Annotated in this window: 16 protein-coding genes; 12 read left to right on the plus strand and 4 right to left on the minus strand. The window is 62.6% G+C overall.

All coding sequences use genetic code 11. From position 1 onward, the window contains the following. Positions 1 to 84: 84 nt before the first annotated feature. The gene (locus ACTJJN_RS02230; RefSeq protein ID WP_088513247.1) at positions 85 to 771 is read right to left on the minus strand and encodes a histidine phosphatase family protein; all 687 of its coding nucleotides are present in this window, start codon (positions 769 to 771) and stop codon (positions 85 to 87) included. 179 nt (positions 772 to 950) lie between these two features. Between ACTJJN_RS02230 and ACTJJN_RS02235 the strand changes: the two genes are divergently transcribed. The 4 genes from ACTJJN_RS02235 (at position 951) to ACTJJN_RS02250 (ending at position 4,279) form a co-directional block, all read left to right on the plus strand. Further along, positions 951 to 1,520 carry a GNAT family N-acetyltransferase gene (locus ACTJJN_RS02235; RefSeq protein ID WP_003249850.1) on the plus strand — a complete coding sequence of 190 codons (570 nt, stop codon included), beginning with the start codon at positions 951 to 953 and terminating at the stop codon, positions 1,518 to 1,520. A 149-nt stretch (positions 1,521 to 1,669) separates the two neighbouring features. Further along, complete coding sequence (gene tesB / locus ACTJJN_RS02240; protein ID WP_003249851.1) at positions 1,670 to 2,539, plus strand: acyl-CoA thioesterase II; 870 nt, start codon at positions 1,670 to 1,672, stop codon at positions 2,537 to 2,539. Then, positions 2,536 to 3,126, plus strand: coding sequence for an HAD family hydrolase (locus ACTJJN_RS02245; RefSeq protein WP_003249853.1), 591 nt, complete (start codon positions 2,536 to 2,538; stop codon positions 3,124 to 3,126). Before tesB ends, ACTJJN_RS02245 begins: the two co-directional genes overlap by 4 nt. A gap of 142 nt (positions 3,127 to 3,268) precedes the next feature. Then, positions 3,269 to 4,279, plus strand: a complete 1,011-nt coding sequence (locus ACTJJN_RS02250) for a zinc-dependent alcohol dehydrogenase family protein (RefSeq protein ID WP_010955388.1) — start codon at positions 3,269 to 3,271, stop codon at positions 4,277 to 4,279. An 88-nt stretch (positions 4,280 to 4,367) separates the two neighbouring features. Here ACTJJN_RS02250 and ACTJJN_RS02255 read toward each other — a convergent pair whose 3' ends face one another. Next, entirely contained in the window at positions 4,368 to 5,069 is a 702-nt protein-coding gene (locus ACTJJN_RS02255; protein WP_003249857.1) for a FadR/GntR family transcriptional regulator, read from the minus strand. 259 nt (positions 5,070 to 5,328) lie between these two features. Between ACTJJN_RS02255 and ACTJJN_RS02260 the strand changes: the two genes are divergently transcribed. Together ACTJJN_RS02260 and gudD are read left to right on the plus strand one after the other, a co-directional pair. Beyond that, entirely contained in the window at positions 5,329 to 6,681 is a 1,353-nt protein-coding gene (locus ACTJJN_RS02260) for an MFS transporter (RefSeq protein ID WP_088513243.1), read from the plus strand. 19 nt (positions 6,682 to 6,700) lie between these two features. Then, entirely contained in the window at positions 6,701 to 8,056 is a 1,356-nt protein-coding gene (gudD, locus tag ACTJJN_RS02265) for a glucarate dehydratase (protein WP_440780874.1), read from the plus strand. A gap of 233 nt (positions 8,057 to 8,289) precedes the next feature. Here the strand turns inward: gudD and ACTJJN_RS02270 are convergent, their stop codons facing one another. Beyond that, positions 8,290 to 9,177 (minus strand): LysR substrate-binding domain-containing protein, encoded by an 888-nt coding sequence (locus tag ACTJJN_RS02270; RefSeq protein ID WP_012053780.1) that lies wholly within the window; start codon positions 9,175 to 9,177, stop codon positions 8,290 to 8,292. A 99-nt stretch (positions 9,178 to 9,276) separates the two neighbouring features. Here ACTJJN_RS02270 and ACTJJN_RS02275 point away from each other — a divergent pair, with 99 nt between their 5' ends. The 6 genes from ACTJJN_RS02275 to ACTJJN_RS02300 all read left to right on the plus strand — a co-directional run bounded on the left by ACTJJN_RS02275 (position 9,277) and on the right by ACTJJN_RS02300 (position 18,399). Further along, on the plus strand, positions 9,277 to 10,227 hold the full coding sequence (locus ACTJJN_RS02275; protein ID WP_014754541.1) for a 2-hydroxyacid dehydrogenase: 951 nt from the start codon (positions 9,277 to 9,279) through the stop codon (positions 10,225 to 10,227). Positions 10,228 to 10,321: 94 nt separating this feature from the next. Then, positions 10,322 to 11,665: an MFS transporter gene (locus ACTJJN_RS02280; protein ID WP_014754540.1), complete on the plus strand. Its 1,344-nt coding sequence runs from the start codon at positions 10,322 to 10,324 to the stop codon at positions 11,663 to 11,665. Positions 11,666 to 12,081: 416 nt separating this feature from the next. Continuing rightward, positions 12,082 to 13,473, plus strand: a complete 1,392-nt coding sequence (locus tag ACTJJN_RS02285) for an amino acid permease (protein WP_003249863.1) — start codon at positions 12,082 to 12,084, stop codon at positions 13,471 to 13,473. 361 nt (positions 13,474 to 13,834) lie between these two features. After that, positions 13,835 to 14,287 (plus strand): hypothetical protein, encoded by a 453-nt coding sequence (locus tag ACTJJN_RS02290; RefSeq protein WP_003249866.1) that lies wholly within the window; start codon positions 13,835 to 13,837, stop codon positions 14,285 to 14,287. Positions 14,288 to 14,765: 478 nt separating this feature from the next. Continuing rightward, a complete protein-coding gene (locus tag ACTJJN_RS02295; RefSeq protein ID WP_014754535.1) occupies positions 14,766 to 15,518 on the plus strand; it encodes a hypothetical protein in 753 nt (250 codons plus the stop codon). Positions 15,519 to 16,005: 487 nt separating this feature from the next. Then, positions 16,006 to 18,399, plus strand: a complete 2,394-nt coding sequence (locus ACTJJN_RS02300; protein WP_017147969.1) for a TonB-dependent siderophore receptor — start codon at positions 16,006 to 16,008, stop codon at positions 18,397 to 18,399. Positions 18,400 to 18,748: 349 nt separating this feature from the next. Here ACTJJN_RS02300 and ACTJJN_RS02305 read toward each other — a convergent pair whose 3' ends face one another. Next, positions 18,749 to 19,624, minus strand: coding sequence for a WYL domain-containing protein (locus tag ACTJJN_RS02305; RefSeq protein WP_012053774.1), 876 nt, complete (start codon positions 19,622 to 19,624; stop codon positions 18,749 to 18,751). Positions 19,625 to 19,714: the final 90 nt, after the last annotated feature.

Here is a 19,714-nt window from a genome sequence, read left to right on the forward strand (position 1 = left end):
GCAGCCCTTTCGCGACGCAAGGCCGCTCCCACACGGATCGCGCCAGCTTTCAGAAATTGAGCAAGACAGTTGCTCCCACAAAGGCTATTTTCCTGTGCTGGCCAATACCCGTTGCCAGTCCGGTTCGTTCAAGCGCCCCAGGATACGTGCCTTGCCATTGCCATCCACCGATACGAACAGGGCGCTGGCATAGTTGCTTTGACGTTCGCCGCCGGCAACGTGCTGCTGGCGGGCAAAGTGGTCGATGCAGCCGTTGTGAGTCACCAGCACCAGGTTGTGGCCCGCGCGTTTGTGTGCAAGCGCTTCGTTGGCGAACTGGCTGTCGCAGCTTTCGAGCCAGTCCTCGCTGGCCACCGCCTGACCCAGTATGAAGTGTGCGGTTTGCCGGGTGCGCAGTTTCGGGCTGCTGAGCAGGTCGGCTTTGTTCAGGCCCAGCTGGTGCAGCCCTTGGCCAACGCGGGCAGCGGCCTGGCTGCCGCTCAGGGTGATCCCCGTGGAGTCGTCCAGGCAGGGGCCGGGGGCGCTGTCGCAGCGTTCGGCGTGGCGGATCATCACGATCACCGCACCGTCGGCCCAGTCCTGCAGCAGGCCGCTGTCACTCAGTTGTTGCTCGTTGCCAAGGTCCACGATATGCGTCCTCGTCGCCAGCCAGGTGGTCAACGCCGCCACAACCATGCACAGGCCCAAGGCGGCTCCGACGGCTTTGCGAGTCAGGCGTCGCTTGCGCCGGGCATGAATGGCGGGGTGCCCCAGGGTGTTGCTCGATAGCATGCGTTGCTCCGTTGGCAGTGCCGCGGCTGGCGCGGTGGTGGATGGCGGCATCCTGCCAAGCGGCCTGTCGGGGGCCGGTGAAGGGCGTGTGAAAATTGCATTTGGCGGCTGCCGGCTGGGTGAAACCCGCGCCCGCGCCTACGCTGTAAACTGCAAGGCGGTAAACCGGAGCAGGCCCGATGACCCCCATCCTCGAACTGGAAAGCGCACGGCTGGTGCTGCGCCAATGGCATGACGATGACTTGCGCGAGTTCGCCGCACTGTGCGCCGACCCACAGGTGATGCGCTACTTTCCGGCGCCGCTGACGCGCGTTGAGGCGGCTGCGTTGATCGGCCGCGTGCGTGGGCATTTCAATGAGTACGGTTTTGGTTTGTGGGCCCTGGAGCGCAAGGACAGTGGCGCGTTCATCGGCATGACTGGGTTGCTCAATGTCAACTTCGACGCGCCTTTTGCCCCGGCGGTGGAGATCGGCTGGCGCCTGGCACGTCGTCACTGGGGCCTGGGCTTTGCCAGCGAGGCGGCGTGGACCTGCCTGCGTTGTGCTTTTGCCCAATTGCGCCTGGAGGAGGTCGTGTCGTTCACCAGCGAATGCAACCTGCCGTCGCAAAAGGTGATGCAAGCCATCGGCATGCAGCAGGACCTGCACGGCAGCTTCGAGCACCCCCGGCTGCCCATCGGCCACCCGCTGCGCCCGCATGTGCTGTACCGGATCGATCGCGCGCATTGGGAGCGCACCCTGCGCGCCTGAATGCACAGCCATGCCCGGCGCGAATGACAAACGCTGTATCATTTGCCTACTTGGAAGGCGCTTGCCCGTAACACGTTCAGCGCCTGTGAAATCGAGCGCCGCTCGGGCGGCGCATCGCGAGCTAGGCTCGCTCCTACGGAGAACCGCCGATGAGTCATGTGTTGGACGACCTGGTCGACCTGTTGAGCCTCGAATCCATCGAGGAGAACCTGTTCCGTGGACGTAGCCAGGACCTGGGCTTCCGCCAGCTTTACGGTGGCCAAGTGCTGGGCCAGTCGTTGTCGGCTGCCAGCCAGACAGTGGAGGACGCGCGCCATGTGCATTCGTTGCACGGCTACTTCCTGCGCCCGGGCGATGCCAGCCTTCCAGTGGTTTACTCGGTAGACCGCGTGCGCGATGGCGGCAGCTTCAGTACACGGCGGGTGACGGCGATCCAGAAGGGCCAGACCATCTTCACCTGCAGTGCATCGTTCCAGTACGACGAGGAAGGCTTCGAGCACCAGGCGCAGATGCCTGACGTGGTCGGCCCGGAAAACCTGCCTACCGAAGTCGAACTGGCCCGTGCCATGGCCGACCAGTTGCCCGAGCGCATTCGCGACAAGGTGCTGTGTGCCAAGCCGATCGAGATCCGCCCGGTCACCGAGCGCGACCCGTTCAACCCCAAGCCGGGCGACCCGGTGAAATACGCCTGGTTCCGCGCCGACGGCAACCTGCCGGACGTGCCTGCCCTGCACAAGTACATGCTGGCCTACGCCTCGGACTTCGGCCTGCTGACCACGGCGTTGCTGCCCCATGGCAAATCGGTGTGGCAGCGCGACATGCAGATCGCCAGCCTCGACCATTCGCTGTGGTTTCACGGCAACCTGCGCGCCGACGAGTGGCTCCTGTACGCCACCGATAGCCCCTGGGCCGGTAACTCCCGTGGCTTCTGCCGCGGCAGCATTTTCAACCAGGCCGGGCAACTGGTGGCATCGTCGAGCCAGGAAGGCCTGATTCGCCATCGCAAGGACTGGGCATGAGCCTGGGCGAGGTGCGCAACTGGGTGTTCGACATGGACGGCACCCTGACCGTGGCCGTGCACGACTTCGCCGCCATTCGGGTGGCGCTGGACATCCCGGCCGAACACGACATCCTCACCCACCTGGCGGCCTTGCCGGCAGAGGAAGCGGCGGCCAAGCATGCCTGGTTGCTGGAGCACGAAAGGGACCTGGCAACGGCCTCCACGGCGGCCACCGGGGCGGTGGAGCTGGTGCGCGAGTTGGCCGGGCGCGGGTGCCGGCTGGGTATTCTGACCCGCAATGCGCGTGAGCTGGCGCATGTAACGCTGGAGGCCATCGGCCTGGCGGACTGCTTCCCGGTGGAACACATTCTTGGGCGTGACGAGGCTGCGCCGAAGCCGAGCCCGGATGGGCTGCTGAAGATTGCCAGCGCCTGGGGCGTGACGCCGAGCGAACTGGTGATGGTGGGGGATTACCGCTTTGACCTGGACTGTGGGCGGGCGGCGGGGGCGCGCACGGTGCTGGTGAACCTGCCGGACAACCCCTGGCCAGAGCTGGTGGATTGGCATGCGGCGGATTGCCGGGCGTTGAAGGTGATGCTGGGCTGACGCGTGTGTTGGCAATGCGGGCCTCTTCGCGGGCATGCCCGCTTCCACAGGTATTGCGCACGTCTCGGGGCCTGTGNCCCGCGAAAGGGCCGGATCTGTCTATGCTGAACCCCATTCTTTGCTCTGATACGGAGACCCACCCATGAGCAGCAAGGCCATCTACGTACAACCCGGCGGCGGCTACGACAAGGTCGAGGTCGGCACCTGCGAGGCCCAGGCCCCCCAGGCCGGCGAGATTACCGTGCGCCTGCACGCCAGTTCCCTCAACTACCACGATTTCGCCGTGGTCAGCGGCATGTGGGGCCCAAGCGAGCGACGCATCCCCATGGCCGATGGCGCCGGCGAGGTGGTTGCGGTGGGGGCTGGCGTCACTGAGTTTCAGGTCGGCGACAATGTGGTCAGCACCTTCTTCCCCGACTGGCTCGATGGCCAGGCCAATGTCGAGGGCTTTGCCCGGGTGCCCGGCGACGGCATCGATGGCTACGCCCGTGAGCAGGTGACTGCCCGCGCCACCGCCTTCACCCTGGCACCCCAGGGTTTCAGCCATGCCGAGGCTGCCACCCTGACCACCGCCGGCCTTACCGCCTGGCGGGCGCTGATGAGCGATGATCACCTCAAGCCCGGCGACACGGTGCTGGTGCAGGGTACCGGCGGTGTGTCGATTTTCGCCCTGCAGTTCGCCAAGCTGGCGGGCGCGACCGTGATCGCCACCTCGTCCAGCGATGCCAAGCTGGAGCGCCTGAAGGCCCTGGGTGCCGACCACCTGATCAACTACAAGAGCACCCCGGCCTGGGGTGAGAAGGTGCGCGAGCTGACTGGCAACCGTGGTGTCGATCATGTGATTGAAGTGGGCGGCCCGGCGACGCTGGAGCAGTCGATGATTGCTGCGCGCATTGGCGGGCATGTTTCGCTGATCGGCATCCTTACCGGAGTGGCCGGGCAGTTGCCGTTGGTGCAGGCGCTGGTGCGGCAGATTCGGCTGCAAGGGGTGCTGGTTGGCAGCCGAGCGCAGCAGCAGGCGATGGTGCGGGCGATCGATGCCAACGGCCTGCGGCCGGTGGTGGACAAGCATTTCGAGCTGGAACAGATCGTCGAGGCGTTCCGTTACCAGGAGAGCAACCGGCATTTCGGCAAGATCTGCCTGACCTGGTGAAGTGAGGGCAGGGTAGCTGGATGTAACGGCCACCCTGCACGCCACTCTGTTCGTAGCATCAAGCCCGAGGCCTTGCACTGCCTGACAGTCAGTCCGGCAGTAGCCGGTCTCGGCTGTTGGACAGGTGCAGGCACACTGCCGCCCGAGCGGCATCCGGGTCTTGTCGGCGGATGGCATTGAGGATCGCCTCATGCTCCAGGTTGGCCAGGTACGCTTGCCGCGCCAGCTTGGCCCCCGCGCGCTCGGCCAGGGCCATGCGGTTGCGCGGTATCAGGCCGTTACCCAGTTGCAGCAGCATCTCGGTGAAATACAGATTGCCGGTGGCCTCGGCAATCAGCAGGTGAAAGCGCCGGTCGGCTTCGATGCAGCTGTCGCCGGCAGCGGCCAGGTCCTGATAGTCATCCAGCGCCTGGCGCATGCGCGCCAGTTGCCCCTCGTCACGACGCAGTGCGGCCAGCGCGGCAGCCTGGCCCTCAAGGCCAATACGCAGCTCCAGCAGATCGCGCACATTCGCCGCGCTCTCCGCCGCAACGCGCAGGCCGGCCTGGGCCTGGCGCTCCATCACGAACGTACCGATCCCGTGGCGCGGCTCCACCAACCCCGAGGCCTGCAGCTTCGACAAGGCTTCGCGAACCACTGTGCGGCTGACCCCGTGCTCGCGCACCAAGGTGTTTTCCGAAGGCAGTTTGTCGCCTGGTTTGAAGGTGCCCAGCAAAATCTGCTGGGTCAGGCTGGAAACCAGGTCATGGGCACGGCTGTGGCCGCGTTTGCGCGCGTGTTCGGGTTCCATGTGTGATCCGCTTCTTGATTTGCTTGTACGACAAGTTAATCGATAGAAATATTTTTTGCCGATTTTTCGCGTATCCAATTCAGCATGTAGTTGATCTGTTTTTGCACGTTAGGATCAAATTGGCATTATGACAGCTTGTATTTTGCTATTTTGCCGACGTTAATGATCTTGTCGTACAACCTCGCTGCGAATAAGCTCCTCCCCACTGCCATGTCAGACAACCCGACCCGCACAAAAACAATTAGTGGGAGATCCGCAAGTGAACGACACCCTCGCTCCGTCTGCCCGGCATGAAGGCGACGCGTTGGCCAGTGCCGTGGCCAAGGTCAAGCGCCACGTCCTGCCGCTGTTCGTCATCATGTTCATCGTCAACTACCTCGACCGCGTCAACATTGGCTTCGTCCGCCCGCACCTGGAAAGCGACCTGGGCATCAGCGCTGCGGCCTTTGGCTTTGGTGCCGGGCTGTTCTTCATCGGTTACGCGCTGTTCGAAGTCCCTTCGAACATGCTGCTGCAAAAGGTCGGTGCCCGGCTGTGGCTGACCCGTATCATGTTCACCTGGGGGCTGGTGGCCACGGCCATGGCCTTCGTACAGAACGAAACCCAGTTCTACGTGTTGCGTTTTCTGCTCGGGGTGGCCGAAGCAGGCTTCTTTCCTGGCGTGATCTACTACTTCACCCGTTGGCTGCCGGCGGCAGAGCGCGGCAAGGCCATTGCCATCTTCCTCAGTGGCTCGGCGCTGGCTTCGTTGATTTCCGGGCCGCTGGCCGGGGCGTTGATGCAGATCCAGGGCCTGGGCCTGCATGGTTGGCAGTGGATGCTGTTCATTGAAGGCATGGCCTCGGTGGTGCTGTGCTTCTTTGTGTTCTTCTGGCTCGACTCCAAGCCGCAGGACGCCAAGTGGCTGAGCAAGGCCGAGCAGGACGCGCTGGTCGCCACCATCGACCGCGAGCAGCAAGCGCGTGAGGCCATCGGCGCGGTCAGGCCGTCGGCCTGGAGCCTCCTCAAGGACCGCCAGATCGTGCTGTTCTGCCTGATCTACTTCTGCATCCAGCTGACCATCTATGCCGCCACCTTCTGGCTGCCCAGCATCATCAAGCGCATGGGCGACCTCAGTGACATGCAGGTCGGTTTCTTCAACTCGATCCCTTGGCTGATCTCGATCCTGGCCATGTACGCCTTCGCCGCCGGTTCCGCGCGCTGGAAGTTCCAGCAGGCCTGGGTGGCCGGCGCCCTGCTGGTCGCTGCCACGGGCATGTTCATGTCCACCACGGGTGGGCCGGTGTTCGCCTTCGTCGCCGTGTGCTTCGCCGCGATCGGCTTCAAGTCAGCGTCGTCACTGTTCTGGCCAATCCCCCAAGGCTACCTGGACGCCCGCATCGCTGCGGCGGTGATTGCCCTGATCAACTCGGTCGGCAACCTCGGCGGTTTTGTTGCCCCCACCACCTTCGGCTTGCTGGAGCAGCAGACTGGCTCGATCCAGGGCGGGCTGTACGGCCTGGCGGTGACCTCGGTGCTGGCGGCGATTGCCATCTTCTTCGTACGCACTCGCCCCAAGGGCGCCCCTTCCGATGACCTCAAGGCCCCTTCGGCCCTGGGCCAGACCCACTGATGACTGCGAGACAACAACCATGAATATGCAGACCAATCCCCCCGTACATGCCAGCACCCCGGTGGTCACCGACCTGCGCGTGGTCCCCGTGGCCGGCCATGACAGCATGCTGCTCAACCTCAGTGGCGCCCATGGCCCGTACTTCACCCGCAACGTGGTGGTGCTGCGCGACAGCGCCGGCAACACCGGCCTGGGTGAAGTGCCCGGTGGCGAGAAGATTCGCCAGACCCTGGAGGACGCCCGCAGCCTGGTGGTCGGCCAGCCGATCGGCCATTACCAGCGTGTGCTCAATGCCATGCGCCAGACCTTCGCCAACCGCGACTCGGCGGGCCGCGGCCTGCAGACCTTCGACCTGCGCATCACCGTGCATGCGGTGACGGCCATTGAGTCGGCATTGCTCGACCTGCTCGGCCAGCACCTGAATGTGCCGATGGCGGCGCTGCTGGGCGAGGGCCAGCAACGCGATGCGGTGAAGATGCTCGGTTATCTGTTCTACATCGGCGACCGCCAGCAGACCGACCTGGCTTACCGTCACGAAGCCGATAGCGATGACGATTGGTTTCGCGTGCGCCACGAAAAGGCCCTGACCCCGGAAGCAGTGGTGCGGCTGGCCGAGGCCGCCAAGGCGCGCTATGGCTTCAGCGACTTCAAGCTCAAGGGCGGCGTGCTGCGTGGTGAAGAAGAGATGGAGGCTGTGACAGCGCTGGCCGAACGCTTCCCCGAAGCGCGCATCACGCTCGACCCCAATGGTGCGTGGTCGCTGAAGGAGGCCATCGCCCTGTGCCGCGACAAGCACAATGTGCTGGCCTACGCCGAAGACCCCTGCGGCGCCGAGAACGGTTACTCGGGCCGTGAGGTGATGGCCGAGTTTCGCCGGGCCACCGGGCTGCCCACCGCCACCAACATGATTGCCACCGACTGGCGGCAGATGGGGCATGCGATCCAGTTGCAATCGGTGGACATCCCGCTGGCCGACCCGCACTTCTGGACCTTGCAGGGCTCGGTGCGGGTGGCGCAGATGTGTAACGACTGGGGCCTGACGTGGGGGTCGCACTCGAACAACCACTTCGACATTTCGCTGGCGATGTTCACCCAGGTGGCGGCTGCTGCGCCGGGGGATATCACTGCGATCGATACGCACTGGATCTGGCAGGATGGCCAGCGGCTGACGCGTGATCCGCTGCGCATTGTCGATGGGCATGTGCGGGTACCGGCGCGGCCGGGCCTGGGCGTGGAACTGGACGAAGACCAGCTGGCCAAGGCCCATGAGTGCTACCGCAACATGGGGCTGGGCGCGCGCGATGACAGCGTGGCGATGCAGTTCCTGATCTCGGGTTGGAGCTTCGATAACAAACGACCTTGCCTGGTACGGTAAGGCGGCTGGCCGCTCCCACCGGGATTGCGCAAGATTCTAGAAATTGAGCAAGCCAGTTGTTTCCCCAGGTACTGCATCAGCCTCAAGCCTGCGGGGGCACCTGTGGGCTTGCCCCGCGAAGCATCCAACACAGTGCATGGCACCGGCTCCGCCGGTGTTCGCGGCTAAAGCCACTCCCACAGGGATTGCACCTGGCTTCAGGCTGGTGTGGGGCCTGTGGGGGTGGCAGGCCCTCAAGCGGCTTCAAAAAAGGCCCGCGCCATTGCAACGAAAGACCCCAGCACCGGGTTGGGGTTGTCCTGGCAGAACGCCAGGAAGATTTCTGCCTGTTGCTCCATCCCCTCCAACGGCCGGAATACCACCTGCTCCAGGCGCAGTGCCTGGGCAGAGGCCGGCACCACGGCACAGCCCAGTCCCACATTGACCAGGCCCAGAATCGAATGAGTCTGACCCAACTGGTGCAGGTAGCGCGGCTGCACTTCGTGCCGCGCAAACAGGTTGGCAATACGGTCATGGAAATACCGCCCTTCGTTGGCGCTGTACATCACGAACGGCTGCTGGTCGAAGTCGCTGGGCGTCAGCCGTTCGTGGTTCGCCAGCGCGTGCCCGGCGGGCAGGGCGGCGACGAAGGGCTCGCGGTGGATTGGCAAGTACTCCACCCGCGCGCTGGGCAGTACCTGGCGCACCAGCCCGACATCGATCAGCCCTGCTTCCAGGTCATGCACCTGGGTGCTGGAGACGCGCTCGCTGAGCACCAGCTCGATGTCCGGCAGCGTCTGCCCGGCGTGCACCAGCAAACGGGGGACCATGCTGTACGCCCCAACGGCGGTGAAACCCAGGGTCAGGCGGCCTGCTTCGCCGTGGGCGATGCGCCGCGCGGAGTGGCTGGCCGATTCGGCAATCTGCAAAATGCGCCGGGCATCCTCGAGGAAGCTCGCGCCCGCCAGGGTGAGCCGCGCCTGACGGTTGTTGCGCTCGAGCAGCAGCACACCCAAGGCATGCTCGAGCAGCTGGATCTGCCGGCTAAGCGGTGGCTGGGTCATATGCAGGCGGGTGGCAGCGCGGCCGAAATGCAGCTCTTCGGCCACGGCCACGAAGCAACGCAGCTGGTGCAATTCCACGATTCAAATCCTGAATTATTCAATCCAGCATCTATATTAGACCTGTATCAAATGCAGGCCTAGCATCGACTCATGTCTTCTCAATGCCGGAAGCCCGCGATGACTCACACCCCGATTGAAGTGCTGCTGACCCAGCCCGTACCCGAGGCGATCGATGCCCAACTGGTCAGCGCCTACCACGTGCATCGGTTGTACCAGCAGCACAACCCGCAACAGCTGCTGGACGAAGCCGCACCGCGCATCCGCGGCGTGGTCACCGGCGGTGCCAAAGGCCTGTCTACCGCGCTGATGGACCAGTTGCCTGCCCTTGAGATCATCGCCATCAGTGGCATCGGTACCGATGCGGTGGATCTGCGCCATGCGGCCAGCCGCGGCATCCATGTCACCACCACCCCGGGGGTGTTGACGGCCGACGTTGCCGACCTGGCCATGGGGTTGATCATCAGCAGCCTGCGTCGCCTGGGCGAGGGGGAGCGGCTGGTGCGCGATGGCTTGTGGGGCAGGGTCGACCTGCCGCTGGCGCGCAGGGTCAGTGGCTGCGCGCTGGGCATCGTCGGCCTTGGCCAGGTGGGCAAGGCCATCGCTCGCCGTGCCGCCGCCTTCGACATGAGCATCGCCTACAACGGCCGGCGCGAGCAGCCAGAAACGGGCTATCGCTATGAGCCGGATCTGGTTGAGTTGGCGCGCTCGGTGGATGTCCTGGTCGTGGCCGCTTCTGCTGACGGCGGGCAAGTGCTGGTGACGGCCGAGGTGCTGGAGGCGCTGGGGCCTCAGGGTTACCTGGTCAATGTGGCACGTGGCAAGTTGGTCGATGAAGACGCGCTGGTGGAAGCGTTGCGCGAGCAGCGTATCGCCGGGGCAGGGCTGGATGTATTTGTCGATGAACCACAGGTGCCGCCGGCATTGCTGGACCTGAACCAGGTCAGCCTGCAACCGCACCGGGGCAGCGCGACGCTGCAGACCCGACTGGAGATGGGGCGCATGGTGCTGGACAACCTTCAGGCCTGTTTCCGAGGTGAAGTGCCACCGAATCGGGTGATCGACAGTTAGCCCCCTTTCGCGGGTACAGGTACTACAAGGCCCTTGCGGCCACCCCTTCTGCGTACAAGAACAATCGCTTCCATCGAGAAGCAAGAGGGTCCACATGAACAGCAAATCCGCCGTTGCCGCACCGCAGGCCGTGGCCGGGATCGGTCGCCATCGCTTCCTGGTGCTGGCGCTGATCTTCGTCATTACCGTCATCAACTACGCCGACCGCGCCACCTTGTCGATCACCGGCACCGAGGTGCTCAAGGACCTGGGGCTCGATCCGGTCATGCTGGGCATGATCTTTTCTGCCTTCGCCTGGGCCTACGCCCTCGGCCAAGTGCCGGGGGGCTGGCTGCTCGACCGCTTCGGTGCCCGCCGCGTGTACGGTATCAGCCTGATCCTCTGGTCGCTGTTTACCTTGCTGCAAGGCACTGTGGGCTGGATGGGGCTGGCCGGCGTCTCGGCGGCGGTGGCACTGTTTTCAATGCGCTTCATGCTTGGGCTGGTGGAGTCGCCGGCCTTCCCGGCCAACTCGCGCATCGTCAGCTGTTGGTTCCCGACCCAGGAGCGTGGCACTGCATCGGCACTGTTCAATTCGGCGCAGTACATGGCGGTGGTGGTGTTCGCCCCCTTGATGGCATGGATGACCCATGCAATGAGCTGGGAGCAGGTGTTCATCTGGATGGGGCTTCTGGGCTTGCTGCTGAGCCTGTTCTGGTTCCGCTTGTACCATGAGCCCCACAGCGCACCTGGGTTGAGCCGTGAAGAGCTGGAATACATGCGCGAAGGTGGCGCCCTGGTCGACCTGGAAAAGGAACGCAAGGCTGCCAAGAGCAAGCCGACCCGGGCAGAGCTTGCGCAACTGTTCACCAGCCGCAACCTGTGGGCGGTGTACCTTGGCCAGTACTGCATCACTGCGCTGACTTACTTCTTCATCACCTGGTTCCCGATCTACCTGATCAAGGGCCGTGGCATGACCATCATGGAGGCCGGCTGGGTGGCCGCACTGCCGGCAATCTGTGGTTTCACTGGCGGTATTCTGGGTGGCTTCGTATCCGACTGGCTGATCCGCCGTGGCGTGCACCCGTCCAGGGCGCGCAAGACCCCGTTCATCATCGGCATGGGGCTGTCCACCAGCCTGGTGCTGGCCAACTATGTGGATGGCAACGCGGCGGTCATAGCCCTGATGACCCTGGCGTTCTTCGGCAAGGGCCTGGCTGCGGTGGGCTGGGCGGTGCTGTCGGACGTGGCGCCGAAGAAGATGGTCGGCCTGTGCGGTGGCGTGTTCAATGGCATCGGCAACATTGCCGGCATCGTCACCCCGCTGGTGATTGGTTACGTGGTTGCCAGCACCGGCTCGTTTCACAACGCACTCTGGTTCGTGGCCGCCCATGGCGTGCTGGGGATCCTCGCTTACCTGTTGCTGGCCAGGCGCTTCGAGCGTACCGGGCAGGCGTAGGCAGACGCCTTGGCAACAGAGGCCCCGGGAAACCGGGGCTTTTTTGTTGGCGGCTTGCAGAAGCGGGTTCATCGAGCGTCGGCGTGCGGCGAAGATATCGGCACCGGCAACACATCCAAATGAAAAACAAAAGCACCAAATGGCCCGGTGGCGCGATCGGGCATGCCATTCGCGACATCTGGCGCTATTGGAAATGCCCTGTCGTGATCGAACAGTTCCGGGGCGTTCTCGTGTAATTAGCCACAGCCCTGCGGGGCTTAAATGAACCCCGAACCGCACTGACACCTTGCTCTGTGACGCGTGCCAAATATCAACAACAGCGCGCGAACAACGTGTCGACTTATTGATTTCAAAGGAGATATTTTCGCCTACGCCTGCCCGTCCTTCCTTGTGTCAGCAAAAAGAGAACAACATCAATGAACACCGTGGGATCTGATGGCAACCTTGCACAAGGTTTCAAGCCACGTCATGTAACGATGCTGTCCATCGCCGGCATCATCGGCGCCGGACTTTTCGTCGGCTCTGGCCACGCCATCGCGGCAGCCGGGCCAGCAACCATAATTTCCTATTTCGTGGCCGGGACCTTGGTGGTACTGGTCATGCGCATGCTCGGCGAAATGGCCGTGGCGCACCCCGACACCGGATCGTTTTCCACCTATGCCGACCAGGCCATTGGCCGCTGGGCCGGCTATACCATCGGCTGGTTGTACTGGTGGTTCTGGGTGCTGGTGATTCCTATCGAAGCATTGGCCGCTGGGCATGTGCTGAACGCCTGGTTCCCGCAGGTGGACAGCTGGATCTTCGCCCTGGCTTCGGTGTTGCTGCTGGCCGGTACCAACCTGTTCAGCGTGGCCAAGTACGGCGAGTTCGAGTTCTGGTTTGCCATCCTCAAGGTCACCGCCATCCTGGGCTTCATCGGCCTGGGCTTTGCCGCGCTGATGGGCTGGCTGCCCAACCGCGAGGTCAGTGGGCTGAGCGGGCTGATGGCCGAATACGGCGGTTTTGCACCGAAGGGCTGGTCGGCGGTGGTCGGCGCGTTCATCACTGTGATGTTCAGCTTCATCGGCACCGAGGCAGTGACCATTGCCGCGTCCGAGTCCAGCGACCCGTCGCGCAACATCGCCAAGGCCACCCGCTCGGTGATCTGGCGTATCAGCACCTTCTACATCCTGTCGATCTTCGTGATCATTTCGGTGGTGCCGTGGAACGACCCGCAGCTGGCGGTGGTGGGTTCGTACCAGCGTGCGCTGGAAATCATGAACATCCCCAACGCCGCGTTCATGGTCGACCTGGTGGTGCTGGTAGCCGTTACCAGCTGCATGAACTCGTCCATCTACATCGCTTCGCGGATGATGTTTTCGCTGGCCAAGCGCGGTGACGCCCCGGCCTTCCTCAACAAGACCTCCAAGGTCGGTGTACCGCGTGCTGCAGTGTTCGGCAGCACCCTGATCGGTGCGGCCATCGCGGTCCTCAACTACTTCGCGCCGAAGGGCGTGTTCGAGTTCCTGCTGGCCAGCTCCGGCGCCATCGCCCTGTTGGTGTACATGGTTATCGCCATCTCGCAGCTGCGCATGCGCCGCCGTCTGGAGCGCGAGAACACCGAACTGAAGTTCCGCATGTGGCTGTTCCCATACCTGACCTGGGCGGTGATCATTTTCATTGCCGGGGCGCTGGCGGTGATGATGTACACGCCTGAGCATCGGGCGGAAGTGAGCTCGACATTGGGCCTGGCGATCGTGATTTCCTTCCTGGGGATCGTGACGTCGAGGGGCCATGCGCAACCGGTGGCAGCGCGATCGATGGGGTGATTCAGTTCACCTGGCTGTAAGGCAAAGGGCACCCGAGGATGGGTGCCCTTTGTTTTTCTGGGCCAGACGAAGGTTCAGCAGCAAGACATGGGGCGGTTCTTCTGGTGTGCTCCAGCAGACTTTTCAAGTAAGGAAACTGGCATGACCACGTGTAAACTCATCCTGCCCGTGCTGGCCGCCGTGGAGAGTTGTGATGCCGTACTTACCCACCGTTCGGCTGTCGACAGAGGCGCGCGCCCGACCAATATTGCGCCTGGTGACTTTATGCAGTATGTGGTGCGCTTCACCGTTTCGTCACTCTCGTGCAGGGATGCTTTGCACGGATACAAGAGCGCTTTGCGCTAAGAGAAAGGAGCTTTTTATGCACGACGAAGGCAGTTCAACTATAGCGAATGGCGCAGCCGTCGAGTTGCCGCCTGGTGTGTTTCCACCGATGGCGGGCTACACCATCGGAGATCTTCTGGCGGTAGCCAATGCCCCTTTCGAGGCATTGCTGAATAATCACGATACCGACCCTGGGCTGATTCGTGAAACGGTTACTGCGCTGGCCCAGCACTTGTACGCGGCATTCGAAAGAGAGGACGCCCAGTACCAGATTGCCACGTGGTATCAAAAGCCGTACGACCAGCCTGGGAAGCGCCAGCGCAGTATTGAGACCATCGCAGAGCAGTTCGGCGTCATCACGCTGAAGGCAACGGCTGAATCATTGAAGGGGTCACCGTTGCTCGGCCTGGGCAAGGCGTTCTATATGAGCCTTGTCGATGCCGCCGGGCAGGCCATAAAGACGCATATTCTGAAGTTGAATCAGGGCTGATGATCTGCCGATGTTCACCCTCGTAGTGGCCGTCACTACCACGCCCGCCCCTGACCTCACCGTTGCGCTCGCTGCCCTGGTCGAAACCGATACGCTGCGACCACACCTGCCAGCGCACCATGCGTGATGAGGCGATGACGAGCGGTGTTATGCACCTGCATGCGTAGCTTGGGGGCGGCGGCGATGACCTGGCGTAAACGGGCAGGGATACCCAGGGCGTCCTTGACCGTTTTCAGAAACTTGCAGCCAGTGTCCTGAAGCTCATGGCGTGACGCCCTTCAGCGCATACAGGTTTGCGTGGCGTTACTGCGTGGCACTCGGCTGGGCAACTTTGCCTTGCCTCAGGCCGAGGCCCAGCAAGCAGCTGGGAGCGAGGTAAAGATCATGCGTTGAACCCCGTCGACAGTATCGGGTTTGGCATTGACCAGAATCTAGCGGCGCATGTTTTAGGGACGCGTCGAACCAGGGAGATGGCGAAATGGACAATAACTGGGGTACGGGTAGAGCGGGCGGCGGCCTGGATGGTGGATATACCGGGTCGCTCGATCATGCAATCTCCAACCTGCATGTCGGGCGCAGTCAGGGGCGCCAGCAAGGTCGTAAAGAGGGCTTCGACGAGGGGCGCTCTCAAGGCTATGCGCAAGGCTGGGACGCAGGGGTGGTATGTGCCAACCAGAAACTGGAGCCGCTCAGGGGGTACGTGAGGCAGTACTTCGAGGAGGCGGTGCAGCTTCGGGCTGTTGTGCAGCGCCAGAAAACCATCATCGACCTGATGTACCAGCAATTGTCCCAGGTCGCCGGCGCGGCCAAGCGCGCTGAGGCTAAACCGACGGCTAGCGAGTCCGAAGCATTTGCAGCCTTGCAGAGCAGTAATGAGTTGCTCAAGGCAAGGCTCGAGGTGATGGACATGCATTATGCAGCTGCGCTCGAGCAGTCCAGGCTGAGGCAGCTGCAATACAAGCGCAGCCTGGTGTTCATGCGGGCGGTGCAAGGGCTACTGGAAGAACTGGTTCACGGCGATAACCCCGAAGCGCGGGACATCCGGCAACGCTTTGTGAAGCGTTACCAGGACCAGGTTGCAAGGGATTTGCGTGCAGGCGAAATCCAGGTCGCCCCTGAACTGGATGAGGTGTTCGGCAAGCAGCTGCCGGAAACGCAGCGGTTCATCATGGACATGCTGCAGTCGGTTGCTCCCGAACAGGATGGTGACGAATCTGCCCCGGCGCCATGAATGACATGCGCGACACAAGGCCGCTACAGGGATTGCGCCAGATGTAATTGATCAGCCTCAGGGGCCAGGGTGCTGGCTGTTTCGCTGGCGGGGCTGTCGGAGGCGGTTGGGGGGCTCGTGGCGCCAGCAGCCAAGGCCTCGACAGGCATACAGACCCCGGCCGCGCACACCTGGGCGGGGTATTGCTGCCTCTCGTAGCGCTGGGCGTTGCGGGACGACTTGGCGAAATGGCCAACAACGCCATGCGCCCTGAGGTCAAGCAGGTCGATCAGGGTACGCTCGCTTCGCAGCCCGTGTGCCGTCCATTCCCTGCAACGATTGGGTCAACGCAAGGCCATCCACCACGCGGTTTCGTATCGGGGTAGGCGGGTGGTTCGCGCAAGATGCCTAGTGTAAAAATAAATGAGGTGTTTTCTCATTCTCGTTCGGCATATAGAGAAGGCCGGATTACAGGCCAGCCCGCCGACCCCCGACACGGAGCGAGAGAATGAGTTTTACCCCGGTTCCACAGCGCCACCCCTTGAGTCGTGCCCTGCATGCTGCACTGTTGGGCCTGGCAGTCAGCACCTACGCACTGCCGTCGCTTGCACAGCCTTTGAGCGCTGATCACAACAGCCCGCTCAAGCAATGGAGCATTCCCGCGGGCCCGCTGGCGCCGGCACTGGACCGCTTTGCGCGCGAGGCGGGTATCAGCCTTTCGTTCGATGCGCAGAACGTGGCCAACCGCAATACCAACGGGGTGCAGGGCGCGCTGGATACACAGTCGGCGCTGTCGTCGCTGCTGCGCGGAACCGAGTTGCAGTTTGAGCCGCAGGGCCCCAATGCGTACCTGGTAATACCGCAGCCTAAGCCTACCGGCCCGCTGGAACTGGGCGCGACCGAGGACTACCGCCTGGCGCCAGTCATCATCAATGCCAAGGTCAAGGCCAGTGCCGACGATGACGCCAACTCGGTGGTTGCCAAGGAGCTGTGGGTTGGCGGCAAGGTAGCGACCAGCATCCTCAACACGCCCGCGTCCGTGTCTGTGGTGACCAACAAGGAAATGCAGCAGCGCAGCGTCAGCACCACCGAAGAGGCGCTGCAGTACACCCCTGGCGTGGTCAGCGACTACTACGGTTCGGACGATCGCAACGACTACTTCCTGATCCGCGGCTTCCAGGCCACCACCTACCGAGACGGCCTGACCCTCAGCTCGATGCGCGGTGTGCGCGAAGACCCTTACGCCTACGAGCGTATCGAAATTCTGCGGGGTGCCAACTCCACCCTGTTCGGCCCGGCAGACCCGGGTGGCTCGGTCAACTTCGTGACCAAGCAACCGCGCTTCGAGAAGTTTGGCCAAGGCTACGTGACCTACGGCTCCTATGACCATGCCGAAACCGGGATCGATGTAGGCGATGCACTGAACGACGAACAAACCCTGGCCGGCCGCTTCACGGCCAAGATGCAGAACAGCGACCGCGAGTACGACCATTCGCAGGACGATAACCGCTTCGTGATGGGCGGCCTGACCTGGGCGCCGACCGACTTCACCTCGGCCACGGTGGTGCTGGATTACCTGAAGACCAACAGCTCGCCGAACAGCGGTGGCTACCCGCTGGACAAGGAATACGACCGCAGCGACTTCTACGGCGAGCCCGGCTACAACTTCCACGATGTCGAGCGCACCAGCCTGAGCGGCAACATTACCCACGACTTCGACAACGGCTTCACCCTGCGCAGCAACCTGCGCTACAGCGAGCTGAGCGATGACTTCGGCTATGTCTACCTGAGCGACAACGCCTCGCGTGTTGGCACCACCATTCCACGCTACGTCTTCGGCACCGACAGCGATGCCGACCAGCTCAATGGCAACTTGATGCTGCAGTACGATGCGCAGTTCGAGCACATCGACAGCAGCACGCTGGTGGGCGTCGAGTACCTCGACTCGACGACCAAACAGAGCTCGGTCTACGGCCTGGCGCCCTCCATCGACATCGCCAACCCGGTATTCACCGGCGTGCCTGGCGGCATCACGCCCTATACCCGCAAAAAGAATGACGCCACCACCAAGGCGGTTTTCCTGCAGCAGAACCTGTCGTTCTTTGACCGCGTCATCGCGACCGCAGGTGTGCGTAACGACTCGATGGACCTGTCGAGCAAGGAATACATCGGTCGCGAGCAGACGGAAAAGGACAACTTCTCCGAAACCTCCTACCGCGCGGCACTGACCTATATCGTCAACGATGAAGTGTCGACCTACGTGAGCATGGTGGAGTCCGTCTCGCCCCCGCAAGTAGGCGTTACCCCGCAGACCGGCAAGCAATACGAAGTGGGCATCAAGTATTCGCCCATGGGCATGGACGCACTCTTTTCTGCCGCTGTTTACGACCTGACCCAAGAGAACGTCACCATTGCCGTGGTGTTGCCAAGCGGCATCATCGAGCAGCAGACGGTGGGCGAGTCACGCGTGCGTGGCCTTGACCTGGAAGCCAAGGCACAAGTCACGCAAGACATCAGCGTGATTGGTGCTTACTCCTACATGGAGTCCGAGGTGCTGCGCGGGTCGCTGTATGACGGCTCTTCCTTGAAGGGCAACGAGTTCACCACGGCGCCCAAACACACCGCATCGCTGTGGAGCTACTACGACATACCTGGCACTGACGTGAGCGTCGGCCTGGGCGCGCGGTATGTGGGGGCGTACTACATGGATGCTGCCAATACCAAGAAGAGCGATGGGACCACGTTGTTTGATGCGGCGCTGAACTACAAGATCGCCAAAGGGACCGACCTGGCGCTGAATGTGAGCAACCTGTTCGATGAGCAGCATGTGGTGGGGTCGGGGACGGCGAATTACTACAACCCGGGGCGTGAGGTGACGGCGAAGGTGAGTTATAGCTGGTAAGGCGGGTAGGGGGCACAGGTTTCGGCGGTGTTCGCGAGTAAGTTTGCCCCCACAGGTGTGCCAAATCTGAGGGGGCAATTGCCTTGCTCAAAGTCTGAAAGTTTGCGCGATCACTGTGGGAGCGGGCGTGCCCGCGAACACCGGCATAGCCGGTGGCAACCAACGCGTCGCGTTCTTTGCGGGAAGGCCAGCTCCCAAGGTTCGTCCCGGGCAAGGCTTTCAGGGGCTAGCGTGTAATGCCTGGTTCCGGATCATCCAGCATCAGCAGAATAATGATCGGAGCCAGCTTGCCGAGCAGGTTGGCGCAGCCCCGCTGCTTATCTCGGTTGACACTGCGAAGAGCTAAGTGTCAGTACTTCATCAACCACGGCTGCAGTTCCTGGAGGTTGCTCACCACCAGTTGCTGGGCCTCGGGCAGTATCGCCATGTTGCGGTGGTCGATCTGATACCGCTGCAACACATACTTCACCAACGCCCTGCGGCTGGGTACCACCAATTGCCCATCCGTCATGCCGAAGTCGGTTTCGATGATTGCCTTCTGCGCCGCGTTCAACCGCCCATCAGGTTCGAAGATGACGGGCACTTCCACATTCCAGTCTTCATCCTGCTCACGCGTGTTCGGCGATGCGTCGAGCAAGTCCGGCTGCCCGCGCAAGCGGCTCAGCACGAAGTCGCGGTACTGGCTGTTCTTTTCGCAATAAGCCCGCACGTGCCAGCGCATGCCGGTGTACACCAGCGTGTGCGGGGCGATCAGGCGTACCTCGACGTTGGGGGTGTTGAAGGACACGTATTCGGTTTCCAGGCGCAGGCCTTCACGGCAGGCTTTGAGCAAGGGGCGCAGCACCTCTGGCCGGATTGGGCGATCGGGTACTTCCAGCACCCGGGTGTGTGCATAGGCCAGTGCCAGCCCGTCGATGTGCGGGGCGCGCTCATTGTTCTGGTACAGCAGGTGCAGATAGGCGCTTGCGCTGTTGTCGATGAACCGTGGCTCGAACTGCTCGCTCGGTACATAGCCCTTGATCTGCTTGTCATACGTCAAGTTTTCGGGCGCATGTTCGGTGATGTAGGTGTTGATGTCCTTCGACGCCTGCTGACGGCTGATGCCAAAGCTCTGCATCAGGTGCCCCGTGGTCAGCCGGCCTTCCCACCAGGCAACGGTCTCGATCAAGCGATAGCGAAGTGCCAGGTCCCAGCGTACCTGCTCGATGGATTGCTTGCGTTTCATACCCTCTCCATGTGCGCGATTACTTTACCTGTATAAGTCTACATTCTAGACGTGTAGTTTTTCATTACATACCTTTGGCTCGCCTTCGGA

The organism is Pseudomonas sp. 22515 (assembly GCF_052044625.1).
Taxonomy (GTDB): Bacteria; Pseudomonadota; Gammaproteobacteria; order Pseudomonadales; family Pseudomonadaceae; genus Aquipseudomonas; species Aquipseudomonas alloputida.

Coding starts and splice junctions, on each gene's coding strand:
- ACTJJN_RS02235 (WP_003249850.1), top strand. CDS start 951: ATGACCCCCATCCTCGAACTGGAAAGCGCACGGCTGGTGCTGCGCCAA.
- ACTJJN_RS02255 (WP_003249857.1), bottom strand. CDS start 5,069: ATGGAACCCGAACACGCGCGCAAACGCGGCCACAGCCGTGCCCATGAC.
- ACTJJN_RS02275 (WP_014754541.1), top strand. CDS start 9,277: ATGACTCACACCCCGATTGAAGTGCTGCTGACCCAGCCCGTACCCGAG.
- ACTJJN_RS02250 (WP_010955388.1), top strand. CDS start 3,269: ATGAGCAGCAAGGCCATCTACGTACAACCCGGCGGCGGCTACGACAAG.
- ACTJJN_RS02305 (WP_012053774.1), bottom strand. CDS start 19,624: ATGAAACGCAAGCAATCCATCGAGCAGGTACGCTGGGACCTGGCACTT.
- ACTJJN_RS02280 (WP_014754540.1), top strand. CDS start 10,322: ATGAACAGCAAATCCGCCGTTGCCGCACCGCAGGCCGTGGCCGGGATC.
- ACTJJN_RS02300 (WP_017147969.1), top strand. CDS start 16,006: ATGAGTTTTACCCCGGTTCCACAGCGCCACCCCTTGAGTCGTGCCCTG.
- ACTJJN_RS02245 (WP_003249853.1), top strand. CDS start 2,536: ATGAGCCTGGGCGAGGTGCGCAACTGGGTGTTCGACATGGACGGCACC.
- ACTJJN_RS02285 (WP_003249863.1), top strand. CDS start 12,082: ATGAACACCGTGGGATCTGATGGCAACCTTGCACAAGGTTTCAAGCCA.
- ACTJJN_RS02295 (WP_014754535.1), top strand. CDS start 14,766: ATGGACAATAACTGGGGTACGGGTAGAGCGGGCGGCGGCCTGGATGGT.
- ACTJJN_RS02290 (WP_003249866.1), top strand. CDS start 13,835: ATGCACGACGAAGGCAGTTCAACTATAGCGAATGGCGCAGCCGTCGAG.
- tesB (WP_003249851.1), top strand. CDS start 1,670: ATGAGTCATGTGTTGGACGACCTGGTCGACCTGTTGAGCCTCGAATCC.
- ACTJJN_RS02230 (WP_088513247.1), bottom strand. CDS start 771: ATGCTATCGAGCAACACCCTGGGGCACCCCGCCATTCATGCCCGGCGC.
- gudD (WP_440780874.1), top strand. CDS start 6,701: ATGAATATGCAGACCAATCCCCCCGTACATGCCAGCACCCCGGTGGTC.